This is a genomic window from Gilvimarinus algae, assembly GCF_030518215.1.
GTDB classification, from domain to species: domain Bacteria; phylum Pseudomonadota; class Gammaproteobacteria; order Pseudomonadales; family Cellvibrionaceae; genus Gilvimarinus; species Gilvimarinus algae.
Genome location: NZ_JAULRT010000052.1, coordinates 291,049 through 307,344 on the forward strand (window position 1 = coordinate 291,049; position 16,296 = coordinate 307,344).

At 54.8% G+C, this 16,296-nt stretch carries 13 protein-coding genes; 8 read left to right on the forward strand and 5 right to left on the reverse strand.

Translation table 11 applies throughout. The features are described from left to right. Positions 1 to 67 precede the first annotated feature (67 nt). Entirely contained in the window at positions 68 to 778 is a 711-nt protein-coding gene (locus tag QWI16_RS08705) for an SDR family NAD(P)-dependent oxidoreductase (RefSeq protein WP_302712415.1), read from the reverse strand. Between the two features lie 121 nt (positions 779 to 899). Between QWI16_RS08705 and QWI16_RS08710 the strand changes: the two genes are divergently transcribed. Beyond that, complete coding sequence (locus QWI16_RS08710) at positions 900 to 1,829, forward strand: LysR family transcriptional regulator (protein ID WP_302712416.1); 930 nt, start codon at positions 900 to 902, stop codon at positions 1,827 to 1,829. Here QWI16_RS08710 and QWI16_RS08715 read toward each other — a convergent pair. The 4 genes from QWI16_RS08715 to QWI16_RS08730 all read right to left on the reverse strand — a co-directional run bounded on the left by QWI16_RS08715 (position 1,780) and on the right by QWI16_RS08730 (position 7,537). Then, the gene (locus tag QWI16_RS08715) at positions 1,780 to 4,842 is read right to left on the reverse strand and encodes an error-prone DNA polymerase (RefSeq protein ID WP_302712417.1); all 3,063 of its coding nucleotides are present in this window, start codon (positions 4,840 to 4,842) and stop codon (positions 1,780 to 1,782) included. The genes QWI16_RS08710 and QWI16_RS08715 overlap by 50 nt on opposite strands. A 13-nt stretch (positions 4,843 to 4,855) precedes the next feature. Beyond that, a complete protein-coding gene (locus QWI16_RS08720; RefSeq protein ID WP_302712418.1) occupies positions 4,856 to 6,259 on the reverse strand; it encodes a Y-family DNA polymerase in 1,404 nt (467 codons plus the stop codon). 3 nt (positions 6,260 to 6,262) lie between these two features. Next, the gene (gene imuA / locus QWI16_RS08725) at positions 6,263 to 6,940 is read right to left on the reverse strand and encodes a translesion DNA synthesis-associated protein ImuA (protein WP_302712419.1); all 678 of its coding nucleotides are present in this window, start codon (positions 6,938 to 6,940) and stop codon (positions 6,263 to 6,265) included. 108 nt (positions 6,941 to 7,048) lie between these two features. Then, the gene (locus QWI16_RS08730; protein WP_302712420.1) at positions 7,049 to 7,537 is read right to left on the reverse strand and encodes a MarR family winged helix-turn-helix transcriptional regulator; all 489 of its coding nucleotides are present in this window, start codon (positions 7,535 to 7,537) and stop codon (positions 7,049 to 7,051) included. Between the two features lie 316 nt (positions 7,538 to 7,853). Between QWI16_RS08730 and ectA the strand changes: the two genes are divergently transcribed. The 7 genes from ectA (at position 7,854) to uvrB (ending at position 16,296) form a co-directional block, all read left to right on the forward strand. Continuing rightward, entirely contained in the window at positions 7,854 to 8,351 is a 498-nt protein-coding gene (gene ectA, locus QWI16_RS08735) for a diaminobutyrate acetyltransferase (protein WP_302712421.1), read from the forward strand. 49 nt (positions 8,352 to 8,400) lie between these two features. Next, the gene (gene ectB / locus QWI16_RS08740) at positions 8,401 to 9,675 is read left to right on the forward strand and encodes a diaminobutyrate--2-oxoglutarate transaminase (protein WP_302712422.1); all 1,275 of its coding nucleotides are present in this window, start codon (positions 8,401 to 8,403) and stop codon (positions 9,673 to 9,675) included. A 76-nt stretch (positions 9,676 to 9,751) separates the two neighbouring features. Then, positions 9,752 to 10,150, forward strand: coding sequence for an ectoine synthase (locus QWI16_RS08745; RefSeq protein WP_302712423.1), 399 nt, complete (start codon positions 9,752 to 9,754; stop codon positions 10,148 to 10,150). 45 nt (positions 10,151 to 10,195) lie between these two features. Then, positions 10,196 to 11,632, forward strand: a complete 1,437-nt coding sequence (locus QWI16_RS08750; RefSeq protein ID WP_302712424.1) for an aspartate kinase — start codon at positions 10,196 to 10,198, stop codon at positions 11,630 to 11,632. Further along, on the forward strand, positions 11,620 to 12,522 hold the full coding sequence (locus tag QWI16_RS08755; RefSeq protein ID WP_302712425.1) for a TPR end-of-group domain-containing protein: 903 nt from the start codon (positions 11,620 to 11,622) through the stop codon (positions 12,520 to 12,522). The genes QWI16_RS08750 and QWI16_RS08755 overlap by 13 nt, the downstream gene beginning before the upstream one ends. Before the next feature lie 85 nt (positions 12,523 to 12,607). Then, the gene (locus QWI16_RS08760) at positions 12,608 to 14,227 is read left to right on the forward strand and encodes a BCCT family transporter (RefSeq protein WP_302712426.1); all 1,620 of its coding nucleotides are present in this window, start codon (positions 12,608 to 12,610) and stop codon (positions 14,225 to 14,227) included. A 68-nt stretch (positions 14,228 to 14,295) separates the two neighbouring features. Then, on the forward strand, positions 14,296 to 16,296 hold the full coding sequence (gene uvrB, locus QWI16_RS08765) for an excinuclease ABC subunit UvrB (RefSeq protein ID WP_302712427.1): 2,001 nt from the start codon (positions 14,296 to 14,298) through the stop codon (positions 16,294 to 16,296).

Sequence of the window (16,296 nt, forward strand, 5' to 3'; positions counted from 1 at the left end):
TGGCGGCGCCTGGCCCACGCACCCCAGCAGTCACCTTGTGCTCATTGACGCTTGCTAAAGGCCAGGCTCAGACACCGGCGAACAGTCGCTCTACGGCTTTGTGATCGCTCCTCCAAAGTTGATACACCTCTTCGGCCGGACCTGGATAGATATCCTCCCGGCCTTCTAACAGCCCTTGAATAATGTCCTCAGCTATGGCCTCGGGGGGCGCTTTATCCACATCCATACTGGCGGTCATGTCGGTGTCTATGGCGCCGGGGAAAACGCCGTGCACTTGAATGCCCCGGGGCTGCAGGCTGGCCCGCAGGGACAAGGTGGCTGACCAGGCCGCGGCCTTGGATAGGTTGTAGGCCGACAACCCAGGCATGCTTGCCAGCGACAAAAGCGACAGGATGTTGCAGATCCGGCCGTTGTGGCTGCTAGACAGCGCTGGCAGCAGGGCACGGCTGAGGCGCCAGACGCCTTTGAGGTTAACGTCCAGACAGTGGTCTAGATCTGCCTCACTGTCGCTGAGAATATCACCGAAGGTCAAAACCCCGGCATTGTTGATCAGCACATCCAGCTTGGTCACCCGCTCGGCGAGCTGCTGAATGCTGGCCGGATCGCAGACGTCGAGCAGCACGGGCGTGACCCGGTTATCGCTGTTGTCCAAATGGTCGGGATGGCGCGATGCTGCGTAGACGCGCTCGACATCCGCTTGTAGGAACGCAGAAACAAGGGCCTTACCCAGTCCGCGGTTGGCGCCTGTGATCAGAACGGTGGTGTTTTGCAATGTCATACTCAGTACCTTTTTGGGTGAATGGGGGGGCGCTATTAAGAGTAATAATGGTGCCATCCGGTTAAAACACCTTGATTGGCACTTCATTGATGTATAAATTGCATTAATGCAGGCAGGTCAGTTGAGTTTATTTGTTCGGGTGGCGCAAAGAGGCGGCTTTGCGGCCTTGGCGCGGGAGGAGGGCTTGGACCCTTCGGTGGTTTCCCGTCAAATCGCCGCGCTGGAACGGGAGCTGGGGTTTCGCCTTTTTCATCGCAGCACGCGAAAGGTCTCTCTCACCTCCGCCGGCGCCATTTACCTCCGGCAAGTGGCGCCCTTGCTGGAGGAGTTGGAGCAGGCTCGTGAGTGCGCTTTAACGCAGAATCAGCGCGCCCAGGGCCGGTTGGTGCTCACGGCATCAACGGCCTTTGGGCAAAGCTGTATCCTCCCGCATGTAGGGGAGTTCAGAAGCCGCTATCCCGAGGTGCAACTGGATTTGCGCTTTACCGATGCGGTGGTGGATATTTTGGCCGATCAGGTGGATCTGGCCTGCCGACTCACCTCCAACGCCGACCCAAACCTTGTGGGGCAAAAACTGTTTTCCATCGGCTTTTGGGTCTGCGCCAGTCCGGCCTACCTTAAGTGCCACGGAACACCCGAAGAGCCACAGGCGCTCTTGGGGGCTCACCGGATGCTGGCCATGAACCTGCCCAGCCATCGAGATCGCTGGTGGTTTAAAGCGCCTGGCGACGATAGCTTGGTAAAAATCCCCTTACGCTCGGATATTCTGGTTTCCAATGCCCTGGCTATGCGTGAACTTGCTTTACAGGGTGCGGGCTTGGCGCTGCTGGCCAATTGGTTGGTCGCGGAGGACATTGCCCGGGGTCGCCTTGTCAGGCTCTTCGCGGACTATCAGGTCTCGGCAACGGATTTTCAGTCGGCGGCCTGGCTTTTGTACCCCTCTCGCCGGTTTATTCCCGCCAAAACCCGGGCTATGGTGGACTTTCTCAAGGAGAAGTTTGCTAGTGAAAATCCCTGGAGTGAGTCGTCAGGGTTTCTAGCAGGTGGCTGAGATCGGTCAGCTTGCCGGCAATGACGTGAACAATCTCACCGCTGCGTTCCACTGTACCTTTCACCTGCAAAATTTTTGCGCCTAGAAAAGCCCGTTTTTGCGCACTGGCGGTGGCAGACCAGACAATTACATTAACGTTGCCGGTGTGATCTTCCAGCGTCATAAACGTCACGCCGCTGGCGGTTCCCGGTCGTTGGCGACCGGTCACAAGACCAATAATCGTTACCAGAGAACCGTGCCGGCTCTGCTTGAGTTGCTCTGCACAGACAAAGCGCGGCAGCTTCTGTTCGTGCAGCAGCAGCGAGACAGGGTGATATTCAAGACTGAGTCCAAGGTTGTGGTAATCCTCGAGGAGGGAGTGCACTTTTGAGGGTTGATGTAATTTATCCGCCCCCTGGGTGCTGTCGTTCAGTAGTGTTTTATTGCGCGTGTACATCAATTGCCAGCGCGCCTGATGCCGGTTGCTCGATAGCGAGGCAAAAGCGTTAGCGCTTGCCAGAGCTGTTAGAGCCGCGTTCGACATGCCAATTTGCCTGATACTCTCGACAGAGCCAAACGCGGATTTTCGGTGGCGTAGCAGGATATCGACGTCGTCTTGGCTGAGTCCTTTTACCTGACGAAACCCCAGGCGCAAAGCCAGAGTATTTTCCAGTGGCTCGAGGCTGTGCTGATAGAGTGAGCGGTTGACGCAGACGGGTAAGACGAGAATGCCGTGGCGCTTGGCATCTTGCACCAGTTGTGACGCAGAGTAGAAACCCATGGGCAGGCTGTTGAGCAGGCCGGCGTAAAACGCTGCGGGGTAATAGTGTTTGAGCCAAGCCGAGGCGTAGGCGAGCAGGGCAAAACTCGCCGAGTGAGATTCGGGAAAGCCGTACTCTCCAAAGCCGAGAATTTGTTCAAACAATTGTTCGGCAAATTCGCGGGTATAGCCGCGCTCAAGCATGCCGAAGATCAATTTATCTTTAAACTGCAAGAGTTTTCCGGATTTCCCCCAGCTGCCCATGGCGCGGCGTAACTGGTCGGCCTCACCGCCGCTAAAGCCGGCGGCCACCATGGCAATTTTAATAACCTGCTCCTGAAAAATCGGCACACCGAGGGTGCGCTCAAGGACATTTTCCAGATCTTTCGATGGGTACTCAACCCGCTCCTCGCCAGCGCGCCGTCTGAGATAGGGGGTCACCATTCCGCCCTGAATAGGGCCGGGCCGGACAATGGCAATCTGTACCACCAGGTCGTAATAGTTGATGGGTTTTAAGCGCGGTAGCATGGACATCTGAGCGCGAGATTCAATTTGAAACATGCCCACGGTATCGGCGCGGTGCAAAACGGCAAACACCGCCGGGTCATTCATTTCGGCCGTGATTTGATGGAGCTGGTAATCCTTTTGATGGTGCTGGCGGATGCTGTCCAGTGTTTTGCGTATGGCGCTCAGCATGCCCAGGGCAAGAATATCCACTTTTAAAAGCCCGAGGCTTTCTAGATCATCTTTGTCCCACTGGATAACCGTGCGTTCGGTCATGGCGGCGTTCTCCACTGGCACCAGCTCGTACAGAGGGCCTCGTGAAATGACAAAACCGCCCACATGCTGCGACAGGTGACGGGGAAAGCCGATCAGCGTTTCTACCAGCGCCAGCAGCTGTCGAGTGGTTTTTGCGCCCATATCGGGCCCTAGCTCGGCCAGTTGTGCATGCCAGTGAACCCTTTTATCCCGCCTGTCTATGTGTTTGATAAAAAAGCTGAGTTGAGTATCGTTAAAGCCCAGGGCCTTGCCGACATCGCGCAGGGCACTTTTAAAGCGATAACAAATCACCGTGGCGGCCAGCGCAGCGCGCTCCCGGCCGTATTTCTGGTAAATGTACTGGATAATTTCCTCGCGTCTTTCGTGCTCGAAATCCACATCGATATCCGGTGGCTCGTTGCGCTCGGGCGAGATAAACCGCTCAAAAAGAACTTTAATGTGCCGCGGATCTACAGCGGTGATTTCCAGACAATAACACACTACCGAGTTGGCCGAAGATCCGCGCCCCTGATAGAGAATGTTTTGCTCTCTGGCAAAGCGGGCAATGTCGTCAATGGTTAGAAAAAAATGGGCATAGTTCATCTGCTCGATAACGGCGAGTTCTTTATCTATGGTGTTTTGGATATCAGCCGGTACCTGCGAGCCGAAGCGCTTTAGGCTGCCCTCTTTGACTCTCTGCCTCAGATAGGTCATAGCCGTGAGCCCGGCTGGAATGACTTCCGTGGGGTATTCGTACTTGAGCTCGCTGAGATCAAAGTCACAGCGTTCGGCGATATCACAAGATGCCTGAAGTAAGTCTTGAGCAAATAATGACTGGAGAGTGGCAAAGCCTCTCAGGCTGCGCTCTGCATTACTCAGTAAGGCGCGGCCAGCGCATTTGACTGTCAGTCCCAATCGTCTGGCGCTCAGTACGTGCTGCAGGGGCAGGCGACTAGGGTCGTGCATCAGGACGCCGCCGCAGGCGACCAGCGGAATTTGATGCAAATCCGACAGCGTTTGCAACGCCTGGCAGCGTCTGGCCTCGCCATAGGTCAGGTGCTTTTGCAAGCCGATCCACAGGCGTTGGCTGTGGTATTTTTTTAGCCAACGACCAAGTGATGTGTTGTCGCGTTCAGTGTCCGGCAGCCAGATGAGCAGGCAGTGTTTCAGCGAGGCGATATCCCACTCGGACAGCTGATAATGATTTTTCTCGGCTCGACGCCGAGCGTTGCTGATGATACGACAGAGCTCGGCGTAGGCTTGCCGGTTGGGACAGAGCGCAATGAGCTCCAGCTGGTTGTCGACTTTCAGCAAGCTGCCCACTATCAGTTTAATGGGTAAGCGATCCGCTTTAATGATGCTGTAGGCTTTTACCACACCGGCGACTGAGCATTCATCGGTGATGGCGATGGCCCGATAACCCAGTTCACAGGCTCGTGTGACCAACTCCTCCGGATGGGAGGCGCCCTGTAAAAACGAATAGTTGCTTTGACAAAACAACTCGGCGTAGAGCATGAGGCTGACCCTTTTAGCTGAAATAGCCGTGCAGATACCAGGCGGGCGATGACAGTTTGTCGCCTTGTGCCAAAAAAACCCATAGCCATGCTCCCTGCCGATTGCGGGCGATGTAGTAATCGCGAATGACGCTATTCTGGTCCCACCAGCCAGTGGTAATGCGTTCGGGCCCCGTGACTATCGACAAGGGGTCGCGGTAAAGGCGGGGCGTTTTAAGTAGCAGGCTTGGTCTCAGTGCCAGGGCAGTGTCTGCGGTGACTGTGCCCGTGCCCGGTTGCGGAAAAGCCACACATTCAGGTCGGTGATCATCGGCCAGCGGGACGTACCCGAGGGCTTCGGCTCCGAGCTTGGCGCGCAACAGTGCGATGAGTTCGGCCCGGTTGCACGGGCCGCTGGCCTGGTCGAATAAATCCCGATGCTCCGGTGAGTCGCAGTATCCGGGGTCGGCCCGCAGGGTAAAACCGGATGCCGGCGTGTCAAGATGAACCGACTCGAACTTTACATCGAGCAGACGCTGCCACACCCGAGCGCGGCATTCTCCTCTACCGGCTTCGATGCGAACGACTTTCGGCGCGAGCTGGTGTTGGTGCAGCGTCAGGCTGAACGCGTCGGTGACCTGTGCGCGGGCTTTTAAAAACTGCTCCAGCGATGTCAATGAGCGCTGTACATACTCGCGCAGTAAAAGACTTGTGCTCAGCTCCCAGGGCAGCTCCCGGTAATGCTCAAAGTAAGCCGGGGGCGCAAAATAATGAACAGGCGATGCCTTTTGGCCAGTGAGGGTGCGCAAGTAGCTTATGCTGTCTCTGTCCAGCCGGTTGGCCAGCTCGCTCATGGGCAGCTGCAGTAACTCGGCAAAGCGAAACAATCCGAGCTGGTGTAATTGGGAGAGTGTTTTGGCCGGCAGCTCGCTGTGCTGCAGGGCAATCCACTGCCACTGCTGCTCCAGTGGCTCGGGGGCGGTGTCGAGGCAGGCCTGGCCGGCACGCGCCATTAATCGTGCGTTGGCAGGTCGCAGGCCCGTGGCCGGGATAACCTCTACCTGCTCCGCGTTGAGCAGCCGCTCCAGCGTGCTCCAATAACGCGTAAAGCCGCCGTAGTAACGCAGCATCGATTCGGCTTTAAACAGCAGGCCATCGGGCTCAAACAGCATAATCTCCGCCGAGGCTGCGTAGAGTTGCCGTGCCATCTCGTGTAGCCGCCGGGTGTTTAATTCGGCGTTATAGGGGATGACTTCAAGTTGTCGGCACAGTGAGCTGGCCATGGCCAACCCCATGGCCGGCGTTAAGCCGGCGGCCCGGGCGGGCCCATTCAGCTGTACCAGCGTATGGCTGCGCTCGCACACAAGAGCCCGTGGTTGTTCGGTTGGCGCCAAGCTGTTCAGCTGCAAGGCCGGAAAATGCAGGTAAAGCCACAACATGGGTTAGATGCTCTGGAGGTGATGTGGCTGTAACGGGCGGCTGTTGTTGGGGATGGCGCTGGATAGGGCCAGATCGGGCCAAAGCTGCTGCCAGCCAATACATACCGGGCCTGCGGGCCAGCCCCCTTTGCGCTTGGTGATACTCACCTCCAGCCCCTTTGCTCTGGCTTGCAGCCGGAGGCTGAGTGTCAGCGGTAGTGATAGGGTGGTAGGCTGGGCCTGCATGATCCACAGGCAAGACTGCCCCTTGGCGGCCGCCAGCTGCAGGCGTTTTACGTCACTGAGGCGGATGGCTTCCTGCCAGAGGATGACGGCATTACAGCACCCGCTTTGCAGGCACTCCCGGGCGGTCCACAGCTTCTGCGGCACGCTCTGGGTCTCTATGCTCAGCAATTGCTCTGCGGCGACCCCCCTGGCTTGCCAAAAGTCCGGATAGGCACTGCCGGGGGGGGATATAAACACCGATAATTTGGCCGTTTCGCTCAGCAGGCAGGGCAATAACAGGCGCAGTTCACCAATGCCCGGTGTGCTTCGTATACGGCAGACCCCCACTCTGGGGAAACCGCCGCCGAGCAGTTGGTCCAGAGGGGTAAAGCCGCTGGGCTGCAGGGTGCCCGGCGGCGCAAGGTCTCGCCCGCGATGAATAAGGCGGCTTTTCAGCAGTTGATCAATAGTGTGCATGGCTCACAATAAATACTGTATTTATGTACAGTATAGTGGTTTGTGAGCGACTGGCAAATAGCACGGCGCCAGCCAGTGGCTGCCGCCGTCAGCGAGGGGTAGAAAGAGTCAGGGTTTGTCGATTTCGCCGCGGTCCAGGGCGCCGATATCCAGGAAGGGCGAAGCGTCGAGTTTGTGCGCATCCATCATTTCGGCCACCCGCTGCAGGGAGGCGATGATCATGCTCTGCTCCCAGTTGTCCAGGCCCTTAAAGCGCCGGACAAAATCGTCCTGCAGGGCCGTGGGGGCGTTTTCGAGGATTTTCGCGCCTTTGTGGGTGAGTTGAGGATAGACCTTGCGTTTGTCCTGCTGAGAGCGCACCCGGGTAATCAGCTCACGTTTTTCCAGTCGATCTAATACAGTGGTGACGGTCGCCTGAGACAGGCTCATGTCCCGGGCCAACTCGCTGATGGTCATATCGCCTTTGTTGTTGAGAATTTGCATCAGCAGCAGCTGTGGACCGGTCACGTTGGCGGTTTTTACCAGCTTCTTAGAGTGCAAATCGGTTGCCCGGATGACCCGGCGCAGGGCCACCAGTACTTCTTCTATCTTGTCCATGGCGGTTCTCTGATGGGAAAGCGCGAAATTATAAGCAGCTTTTGCTTCGAGTCCTAATCTTTGCTCGGCCTGGGGCTTGATCGCCTGTGCCATGTTGTCACCTTTTGGGTTGAAATAATCGTGCTGGCCTTGGGTTGCTGGACAGCTCAATATCCTTAGTGTACTATAGATTAAAGCTTAGATCACTAAGTAATGATTTTGGCGTTTAATGCTGAGTTTTGCTTAAAAAGACAGGAATTCAGTGATTTTGCCTAATTTTTGTCATGAAAGGTGTTTAGGTTCTTCTATTAACTGCATAGAGAAAGAAATACTTGATATGCCAGATCCTGACTCGATCGACTTGCGACACCCCACCGCCGAAGACGGTTACACCGTCCATCAGCTGGTAGAGGCCAACCCGCCTCTCGATCCCAACTCCATTTACTGCAACTTGCTGCAGTGCTCGCACTTTGCCGATACCGCTATCGCTGCGTTTAAGGGAGAGCAAATGGTGGGTTTTGTCTCGGGCTATATCCTGCCCAATGCGCCCCATACCCTTTTTGTTTGGCAAATTGTGGTGGATAAGGCGGGGCGGGGCGCGGGCCTGGCCAAGCGTTTGGTAAAGGCCCAGCTGGCCAGTGACGCCTGCAAGCAGGTGACACACCTTCACACCACGATTACGCCGGACAATGAGGCCTCCTGGGGGTTGTTCAAATCTCTGGCGAGAGATCTGGGGGCCGAGTTGAACAGTCATGTTCATTTCGACAAACAACGACACTTTGGCGGTGTTCACGACGACGAGCACTTGCTCGAAATCGGTCCGATACAGCGTTAATGCATCCATCTGAAATTGCTATAGTTCTATTTACAGGAAGAGGTCAAGCATGAATATTTTCAACGAAATGGAATCGGAAGTTCAGTCCTACGCCCGTTCATTCCCGGTCGTATTCAATAAAGCAAAGGATTGTTTTCTCTACGGCGAAGATGGCAAACGCTATATTGATTTTCTCTCTGGCGCCGGCTCTCTGAACTACGGTCACAACAATGATGCCCTGAAACAGGCGCTGTTGGAGTATATCGCTGAAGATGGCATTACCCATGGCCTGGACATGCACAGTGCGGCTAAAGCTCGCTTTCTCGAAGTGTTCCGCGACAAGATCTTGCAGCCGCGAGATATGGAGTATGTCTTGCAGTTTACGGGGCCTACCGGCACCAACGCCGTTGAAGCGGCACTGAAAATTGCGCGTAAAGTGACCGGGCGTACGAATATTATCTCGTTCACCAATGGCTTTCACGGCTGCTCACTGGGTGCGGTAGCCGCTACCGGTAATCAGCACCACCGCGGTGGCGCCCAGGTGTCGTTGAACGATGTTGATCGTATGCCGTTTTGTGGCTACTACGGCCGCGATGTGGACACCATTAAGATGATGGACAAGCTGTTGTCTGACCCGTCCAGCGGTATTGATAAGCCGGCGGCAGCCATTGTCGAGGCGGTTCAGGGCGAGGGTGGCTTGAATGTGGCCAGCACCGATTGGCTGAAAGCTTTGCAGGCACTGTGTAAAAAGCACGACATTTTGTTGATCCTGGATGATATTCAAGCCGGCTGTGGCCGTACGGGAACCTTCTTCAGTTTTGAGCCAGCGGGTATTGAGCCGGACATTGTCACCTTGTCCAAATCCCTGAGTGCGTATGGTTTGCCCTTTGCGGTAGTGATGATCAAGCCCGAGTTGGACAAGTGGTTGCCAGGCGAGCACAACGGTACCTTCCGAGGCAATAATCATGCGTTTGTGACAGCCGCCGCGGCGATTGAGCACTACTGGAGCAATGACGAACTGGAAACTGATATCAAAGAAAAGGCCAAGATTGTCAGTGCTCGATTCAAAAAAATTGCCGAAACCCACGGCGAGACCACTTTGCGCCTGAAGGGGCGGGGTCTGATGCAGGGCATCGATTGCAAAACCGGCGAGCTGGCGGCCAAAGTTTGTGCCAAGGCCTTTGAAAACGGTGTGGTCATTGAAACAGCGGGTAACCACAGCCAAATTGTGAAGTGCTTCTGCCCCCTGACTATCAGCGTTGACGCTTTGAACGAAGGCCTGGATAAGCTGGAGCAAAGTTTTGCCGAAGTGTTTGAGGCAGAGAAGCTGAAAAAAGCCTCGTAATCCTTGCGAAATTTATCGGTAGATGGCGGCCGCACGGTCGCCATTTTTAATGAACAGTGAAACGTGGAGTGAGTCAATGATTGTTAGACGTTTGAAAGATGCTGAAAAATCCGGTCGTAAAATTGTCTCCGAGGGCTGGGACAGTACCCGCCTCCTACTGAAAAACGACAATATGGGTTTTTCCTTTCATATTACGACCATCTATCGCGATGCCGAATTACACCTTCATTACCAAAACCACCTGGAGTCGGTGTATTGCATCAGTGGCTACGGCTCTATCGAAGATCTCGCCGACGGCAAGGTATACCCCATTGAGCCGGGCACTTTGTACGTATTGGATAAGCACGACAAGCATATTCTGCGCGCTGAAGAAGAAATGAAAATGGCCTGTGTATTTAATCCGCCTCTGCATGGAAAAGAAGTGCACAACGCTGAGGGTGCCTACGAGCTTGATGCCGAGGAGGTGAAGGATTGAGGGTTGGTCTGCAATAAACTTTCACTCAATCAATAAGGCGATACTATGAACCATACGGTAGAGAAAATTGGCGGCACCTCCATGAGCGAATACGAGGCGGTGCGAGACAATGTGATTCTAAAGGGCAACAACAGCAACGATATCTATCAGCGGGTTTTTGTGGTGTCCGCTTACGGTGGCATGACGGATCTGCTGCTGGAGAATAAAAAGAACGGCAAGCCGGGTGTGTATGGCCTGTTTGCCAATACCAGCAGTGGTGACGAGTGGCGTGAGGCCTTTGACGCCTTGCGCCAGCAGATGTTTGCGATGAATCAGTCACTGTTTGGCGAGACGGAGTTGGGTAAACAGGCGGACGAATTCATCTCTGAGCGTCTGAACGATGCCGAGCGAGTGTTGAGTGATCTGGAGCGCCTGTGCCAGCATGGGCACTTTGAGCTACAGGCACACTTGTTTACAGTGCGGGAGATGCTCGCGAGTCTCGGCGAGGCCCACAGTGCCTGGAACATGACGCACCTGCTGCAGCGCGATGGCATCAATGCCCGCTTTATGGACTTGTCCGGCTGGCAGGCCGATGGAGCCGAAAGCCTGGACAATATGATCACCAAGTCCTTCGCCGGCGTGGACTACGCCAGTGAATTGCCAATTGCCACGGGCTATACTCACTGTGATAAGGGCCTGATGGCGAGTTTTGACCGGGGCTATAGTGAGATGACATTCAGTCGAATCGCTGTGTTAACGGGTGCCAGAGAAGCCATTATTCACAAAGAGTATCATTTGAGCAGCGCCGATCCGCGCCTTGTGGGAGCCGATAAGGTTGTGCCCATTGGCCGGACAAACTACGATGTGGCCGACCAGCTGGCCAATCTCGGGATGGAAGCCATTCATCCGCGAGCGGCCAAAGGCTTGCGTCAGGCCGATATCCCGCTGCGGGTAATGAACACCTTTGAACCTGAGCACTCGGGCACGCTGATCACTGGCGATTATGTCAGTGATCAGCCGCGGGTTGAGATCATTGCCGGGCGGCGCCGAGTCTACTCTATTGAGTTGTTCGATCAGGATATGATGGGCAGTATCGATGAGTACGACACCGCCATTTTGAAAACTGTGGCCCGTTTTAAGGCCCATGTGGTGAGCAAAGACATCAATGCCAATACCATCACCCACTATGTCGGAGCCAATTTGAAAACTGTGAACCGTATCCGTCGCACTCTGGAGGAGCTCTATCCGGATGCAGAGATCAACACCCGCAAGGTGGCCGTGGTGTCTGCTATCGGTAGCGACATGAAGGTTCCCGGCATGTTGGCGAAAACGGTATCGGCTCTGTCGGAGGTAAACATCAGCATCTTGGCTATGCACCAGTCGATCCGCCAGGTCGACATGCAGTTTATCCTCGATGAAGACGACTATGATCTGGCTGTGCAGAGCCTGCACCGCTGTTTGATTGAGGTGCACGATCACGGAGAAGCAATATGCGCAGCCTAAAGGTGTTGGCGCTGGTTTTCCTGGCGCTGATGCCGCTGTCGGGTCTGGCTCAGTCCGGGTCCGACAGCAGCGAAACGACCGAGACAAGGGACGAGGCGGCTCAGGACAGAAATGCCCGGGAAACCGTGGAGAATCTTGAAAAGCCTCTCTACAATCCTTTTGTCGAGCGCTATGTGCTGGACGAGTTGAAACTGCTGCGCAGCGAAATGGCGCAGCAACGGGTTGAGCTGACCGAAAAAATTGTCGATCGGCAAATGGACTCCATCGATCGCGGAGTCAGCTACGCCACCAATACCATTACTTATTTCTTCTATCTGATCGCCGGGGTCAGCTCCATTCTGGTGCTGGTTGGCTGGACATCCGTACGCGATATTAAAGAGCGCATGAATAAGATTGCCGACGAAGAGGTTGGCAAGCTTGTCGAAACTTATGAAAAGCGGCTTGAGGCCATTGAACGGCAGCTGACGCAAAAGACCCGTCATATCGACGCAAACCGTGAAGAAATCGAGCGAACGCAGGAGCTTCATGCACTCTGGCTGCGGGCGGGCCAGGAAACGTTGTCCGCCAATAAAATCGCCATCTACGATCAAATTCTGGACATACGCCCCGATGATTGTGAAGCCTTGACCTACAAGGCTGATGAGGTTCTGGAACTGGGGGAAGTGCAGTGGGCCATTAACCTGTGCCAACAGGCCCTGACGATCGACCCCGACAATGCACACGCTTTTTTCCAGCTGGCCTGTGCCAAGACCATGCTGGGAAATTACGATCAGGCCATTCACTACCTGCGTGAGACGGTGAAGCGTTCTGATACCTACAGAGAGTCCATGACCGAAGACCCTGCGCTAGAGCCTCTTTACGGCATGGAAGAGTTCAAGGCCCTGTTATAAATCGTCTGCTTCCAAGCCAGGAAAACCTGGCTTGGAGGCTTCCCAAAGAATAATCACACATGCACAGCCCCGGCAGGAGGAGTCTATGCTAGAAAAATTGGGTAACCGCCTGCAATTGAGTGCAATACCGCAGATATTCTTTGTATCTGTAGGGATTATTGTGCTTTTTATTGGTTTTGCTGTGCCATTTCATGAAGCCTTCGCTCGTTTTTTCGATGTGCTCGGTCAGTTTACGTTTACACGATTTGGGTGGTTTTATGTATTGAGCGTCAGCGGTCTGCTGCTGTTTCTTTTCTGGGTGGCGGCCAGCCGCTACGGTAGCATTCGTCTGGGGCCTGATGATCAAGGTCCGGAGTACGATACGCTCACGTGGTTTTGTATGTTATTCGCCGCTGGCATTGGCACCATATTAATGTTCTGGGGCGTGGCCGAGCCCATGTATCACTTTGCCAGTCCTCCCTACGGCAATGTAGAAAAAGAAACAGTGGGGGCAGCCAAGGTGGCCATGCAGATTTCCATGTTTCACTACGGCTTGCACACCTGGACAATTTTTACCGTACCGGCACTGGCCATAGGGTATTTTTCCTACCGCCAGGGTTTGCCCATGCGCATCAGCAGTGTGTTTTACTCCGTGCTGGGGGATCGTATCTACGGGCCGCTGGGCTGGACGATCGATATTATTGCCGTGTTGGGTACCTTGTTTGGCGTCGCCGTTTCAGTCGGCCTTGGCACCTTACAGATCAACAGCGGTTTGCATTATCTTGTGGGCGTGCCCGACACCGAGCTGGCCAAGATGCTGATTGTGGCTGTGATTACCGGCGTGGCCACGGTTTCTGTGGCGCTCGGCCTGGATAAAGGTATTAAACGGCTCTCTGAGTTCAATATAGTGATTGCGGTAGCCATTTTGCTGTTTATCTGGTTTTCTGGTCCGACACTGTTTATCACCGAGGGAATGGTGCAGAACCTCGGCATGTATCTCGATCGCCTGCCATGGATGTCCTTTTGGACAGAAGCCTATAGCGACGCGGATTGGCAGCGCAGCTGGACGGTGTTTTATTTCGCCTGGACGATTTCTTGGGCGCCCTACGTCGGTATCTTTATCGCCCGCATTTCCAAAGGGCGCACCATTCGCCAGTTTGTGGTCGGTGCTCTGGGCGCGCCATTGCTGTTTACCCTTGTTTGGTTCTCGGTATTCGGCTTGGCAGCCATTGATCTTGAGTTAAATCACGATGTTCCGATTGCCAGCGAAGTGCAAGAGGACGTTTCCGTGGCGCTCTTCTCGTTTTTGGGGAATTTTCCGGCAGCCGAATTGGTTTCGGCACTGGCGTTGGTGGTCATTGTCGTTTTTATTACTACTTCGGCCGATTCGGCGGCTCTGGTGGTCGACTTGCTCTCACGTAAAGATCGGCAGCCTTCGAAAACGGCGCAGCGCGTCTTCTGGACGCTGCTGCTCGGTGCGACGGCGGCCACCTTGTTGTTGGGCGGCGGCTTGACAGCGCTGCAAAATGTGATCACGGCACTTGGCTTTCCCTTTTGTGTTCTCCTGGTGTTTATGGCGATATCGCTGACGCGAGCGCTGCATGCCGACTACCTCGGCTATACCATGAAGGAGCTGGCTGAAGGCAAGGCACCCCCCATGCATCCCATGGGGTCACTGCCCAGCGAAGCAAAAGGCCGTAGCACCCATAACCCTGAAGACTCCTGAAATCCGTTTTCGCTGAGCCGGATTGGCGGGTTAGAATAGGGCTTTTTGAGTGTTAGGGTGCGTTGAGAATGACGAAGCAGTTTGAAGTGGTAAGCGCCTATCAGCCCGCCGGCGATCAGCCCCAAGCTATTGAGGCGCTGGTAGACGGCATCGAGAGTGGCTTGGCTCATCAAACCCTGCTAGGGGTAACCGGTTCGGGCAAGACCTTCTCTATTGCCCATGTGGTAGCTCGTACTCAGCGCCCGACACTGGTCATGGCCCACAATAAAACCCTGGCAGCGCAGCTTTACGGTGAATTCAAAGAATTTTTTCCCGCTAACGCCGTAGAGTATTTTGTCTCCTACTACGATTACTATCAGCCCGAGGCCTATGTGCCCTCGTCGGACACCTTTATCGAGAAAGACGCCTCGGTCAATGAGCATATTGAGCAGATGCGCTTGTCTGCTACCAAGGCCCTGATGGAGCGCAAGGACGCCATAGTGGTGGCTACCGTATCGGCGATTTACGGCCTGGGCGACCCGGAATCCTACTTGAAAATGATCTTGCACCTGGTGCGCGGTGACCGGATTGATCAACGCAAAATTCTCAGACGCCTGGCTGAGTTACAGTACACGCGCAATGATATGGATTTCCACCGCGCCACCTACCGAGTGCGAGGTGATGTGATCGATATTTTTCCCGCAGATTCGGAGTTTGAAGCTGTTCGGGTTGAATTGTTTGATGATGAAATCGATCAGATCTCTGTCTTTGACCCGCTGACCGGTGAGGTTATCCAGCGGGTTCCGCGCATGACGATTTACCCGAAATCCCACTATGTCACGCCGCGTGAGAGAATTTTGCAGGCGATTGATGAGATAAAAATCGAATTGGAAGAGCGCCTCAAGCAGCTACGGGATAATGATAAACTCGTCGAGGCTCAGCGGCTTGAGCAGCGTACCCGCTACGATCTGGAGATGATGCAGGAGCTCGGATACTGTAACGGCATTGAAAACTACTCACGCTATCTCTCTGGCCGGGACTCGGGCGAAGCGCCACCGACGCTGTTTGATTATCTGCCCGCCGACGCGCTCTTGGTGATCGATGAGTCTCACGTTACGATTCCTCAGATCGGTGCCATGTACAAAGGCGACCGCTCACGCAAGGAAACCCTGGTGGAATACGGTTTTCGTTTGCCCTCGGCTTTGGATAACAGGCCCATGCGGTTTGATGAGTGGGAGCAGCGGGCACCGCAGATGATTTTTGTCTCGGCCACTCCTGGCCCTTACGAGGGTGAACACGCGGGGCAAGTGGTTGAACAAGTGGTCAGGCCCACCGGGCTGGTTGATCCACAGATTGAAATGCGTCCGGCTTCCACCCAAGTGGATGACGTGCTGTCGGAAATCAAGCTGCGCATTGATGCGCAAGAGCGGATCCTGATTACCGTGCTGACCAAGCGCATGGCCGAAGATCTTACGGAGTATTTGAGTGAGCAGGGAGTTCGTGTGCGTTACCTGCACTCGGATATCGACACCGTCGAGCGAGTTGAGATTATCCGAGATCTGCGCCTCGGTGAGTTTGACGTTTTGGTAGGCATTAATCTGCTGCGTGAGGGGCTGGATATGCCGGAGGTGTCCCTGGTGGCTATTTTCGATGCCGACAAAGAGGGCTTTTTGCGCTCGGATCGCTCACTGATTCAAACCATCGGTCGGGCCGCGCGCAACGTCAATGGTAAAGCTATTCTCTATGCCGACAGAGTGACAGGCTCCATGCAAAGGGCGATGGATGAAACCGAAAGGCGGCGAGAGAAGCAGCTTGCCCACAACCAGGCCCACGGTATTACACCTCAGGGCATTCGCAAAAACATCGCCGATATTCTGGAGGGCGCGCAGGTGCCCGGGGCAGGTTTGCGTGGCAAGCGTCGCAGTGACAAGCGAAGCCAAGTGAGTGCCGTGGAGTTACCGGCTGACGGTGATGTGTTTAAACACATTGAAAAACTTGAAAGCGACATGCTGGCCGCAGCAAAAAATCTGGAGTTTGAGAAAGCCGCAGAGCTGCGCGATCAAATCAATCAGTTAAAAGCGTTGGGCTAG

What these genes read in the sequence shown, in the direction of transcription:
- uvrB (WP_302712427.1), top strand. Translation starts at nt 14,296, where the DNA reads ATGACGAAGCAGTTTGAAGTGGTAAGCGCCTATCAGCCCGCCGGCGAT.
- QWI16_RS08720 (WP_302712418.1), bottom strand. Translation starts at nt 6,259, where the DNA reads ATGTTGTGGCTTTACCTGCATTTTCCGGCCTTGCAGCTGAACAGCTTG.
- QWI16_RS08730 (WP_302712420.1), bottom strand. Translation starts at nt 7,537, where the DNA reads ATGGACAAGATAGAAGAAGTACTGGTGGCCCTGCGCCGGGTCATCCGG.
- imuA (WP_302712419.1), bottom strand. Translation starts at nt 6,940, where the DNA reads ATGCACACTATTGATCAACTGCTGAAAAGCCGCCTTATTCATCGCGGG.
- ectA (WP_302712421.1), top strand. Translation starts at nt 7,854, where the DNA reads ATGCCAGATCCTGACTCGATCGACTTGCGACACCCCACCGCCGAAGAC.
- QWI16_RS08715 (WP_302712417.1), bottom strand. Translation starts at nt 4,842, where the DNA reads ATGCTCTACGCCGAGTTGTTTTGTCAAAGCAACTATTCGTTTTTACAG.
- QWI16_RS08745 (WP_302712423.1), top strand. Translation starts at nt 9,752, where the DNA reads ATGATTGTTAGACGTTTGAAAGATGCTGAAAAATCCGGTCGTAAAATT.
- QWI16_RS08705 (WP_302712415.1), bottom strand. Translation starts at nt 778, where the DNA reads ATGACATTGCAAAACACCACCGTTCTGATCACAGGCGCCAACCGCGGA.
- ectB (WP_302712422.1), top strand. Translation starts at nt 8,401, where the DNA reads ATGAATATTTTCAACGAAATGGAATCGGAAGTTCAGTCCTACGCCCGT.
- QWI16_RS08755 (WP_302712425.1), top strand. Translation starts at nt 11,620, where the DNA reads ATGCGCAGCCTAAAGGTGTTGGCGCTGGTTTTCCTGGCGCTGATGCCG.
- QWI16_RS08760 (WP_302712426.1), top strand. Translation starts at nt 12,608, where the DNA reads ATGCTAGAAAAATTGGGTAACCGCCTGCAATTGAGTGCAATACCGCAG.
- QWI16_RS08750 (WP_302712424.1), top strand. Translation starts at nt 10,196, where the DNA reads ATGAACCATACGGTAGAGAAAATTGGCGGCACCTCCATGAGCGAATAC.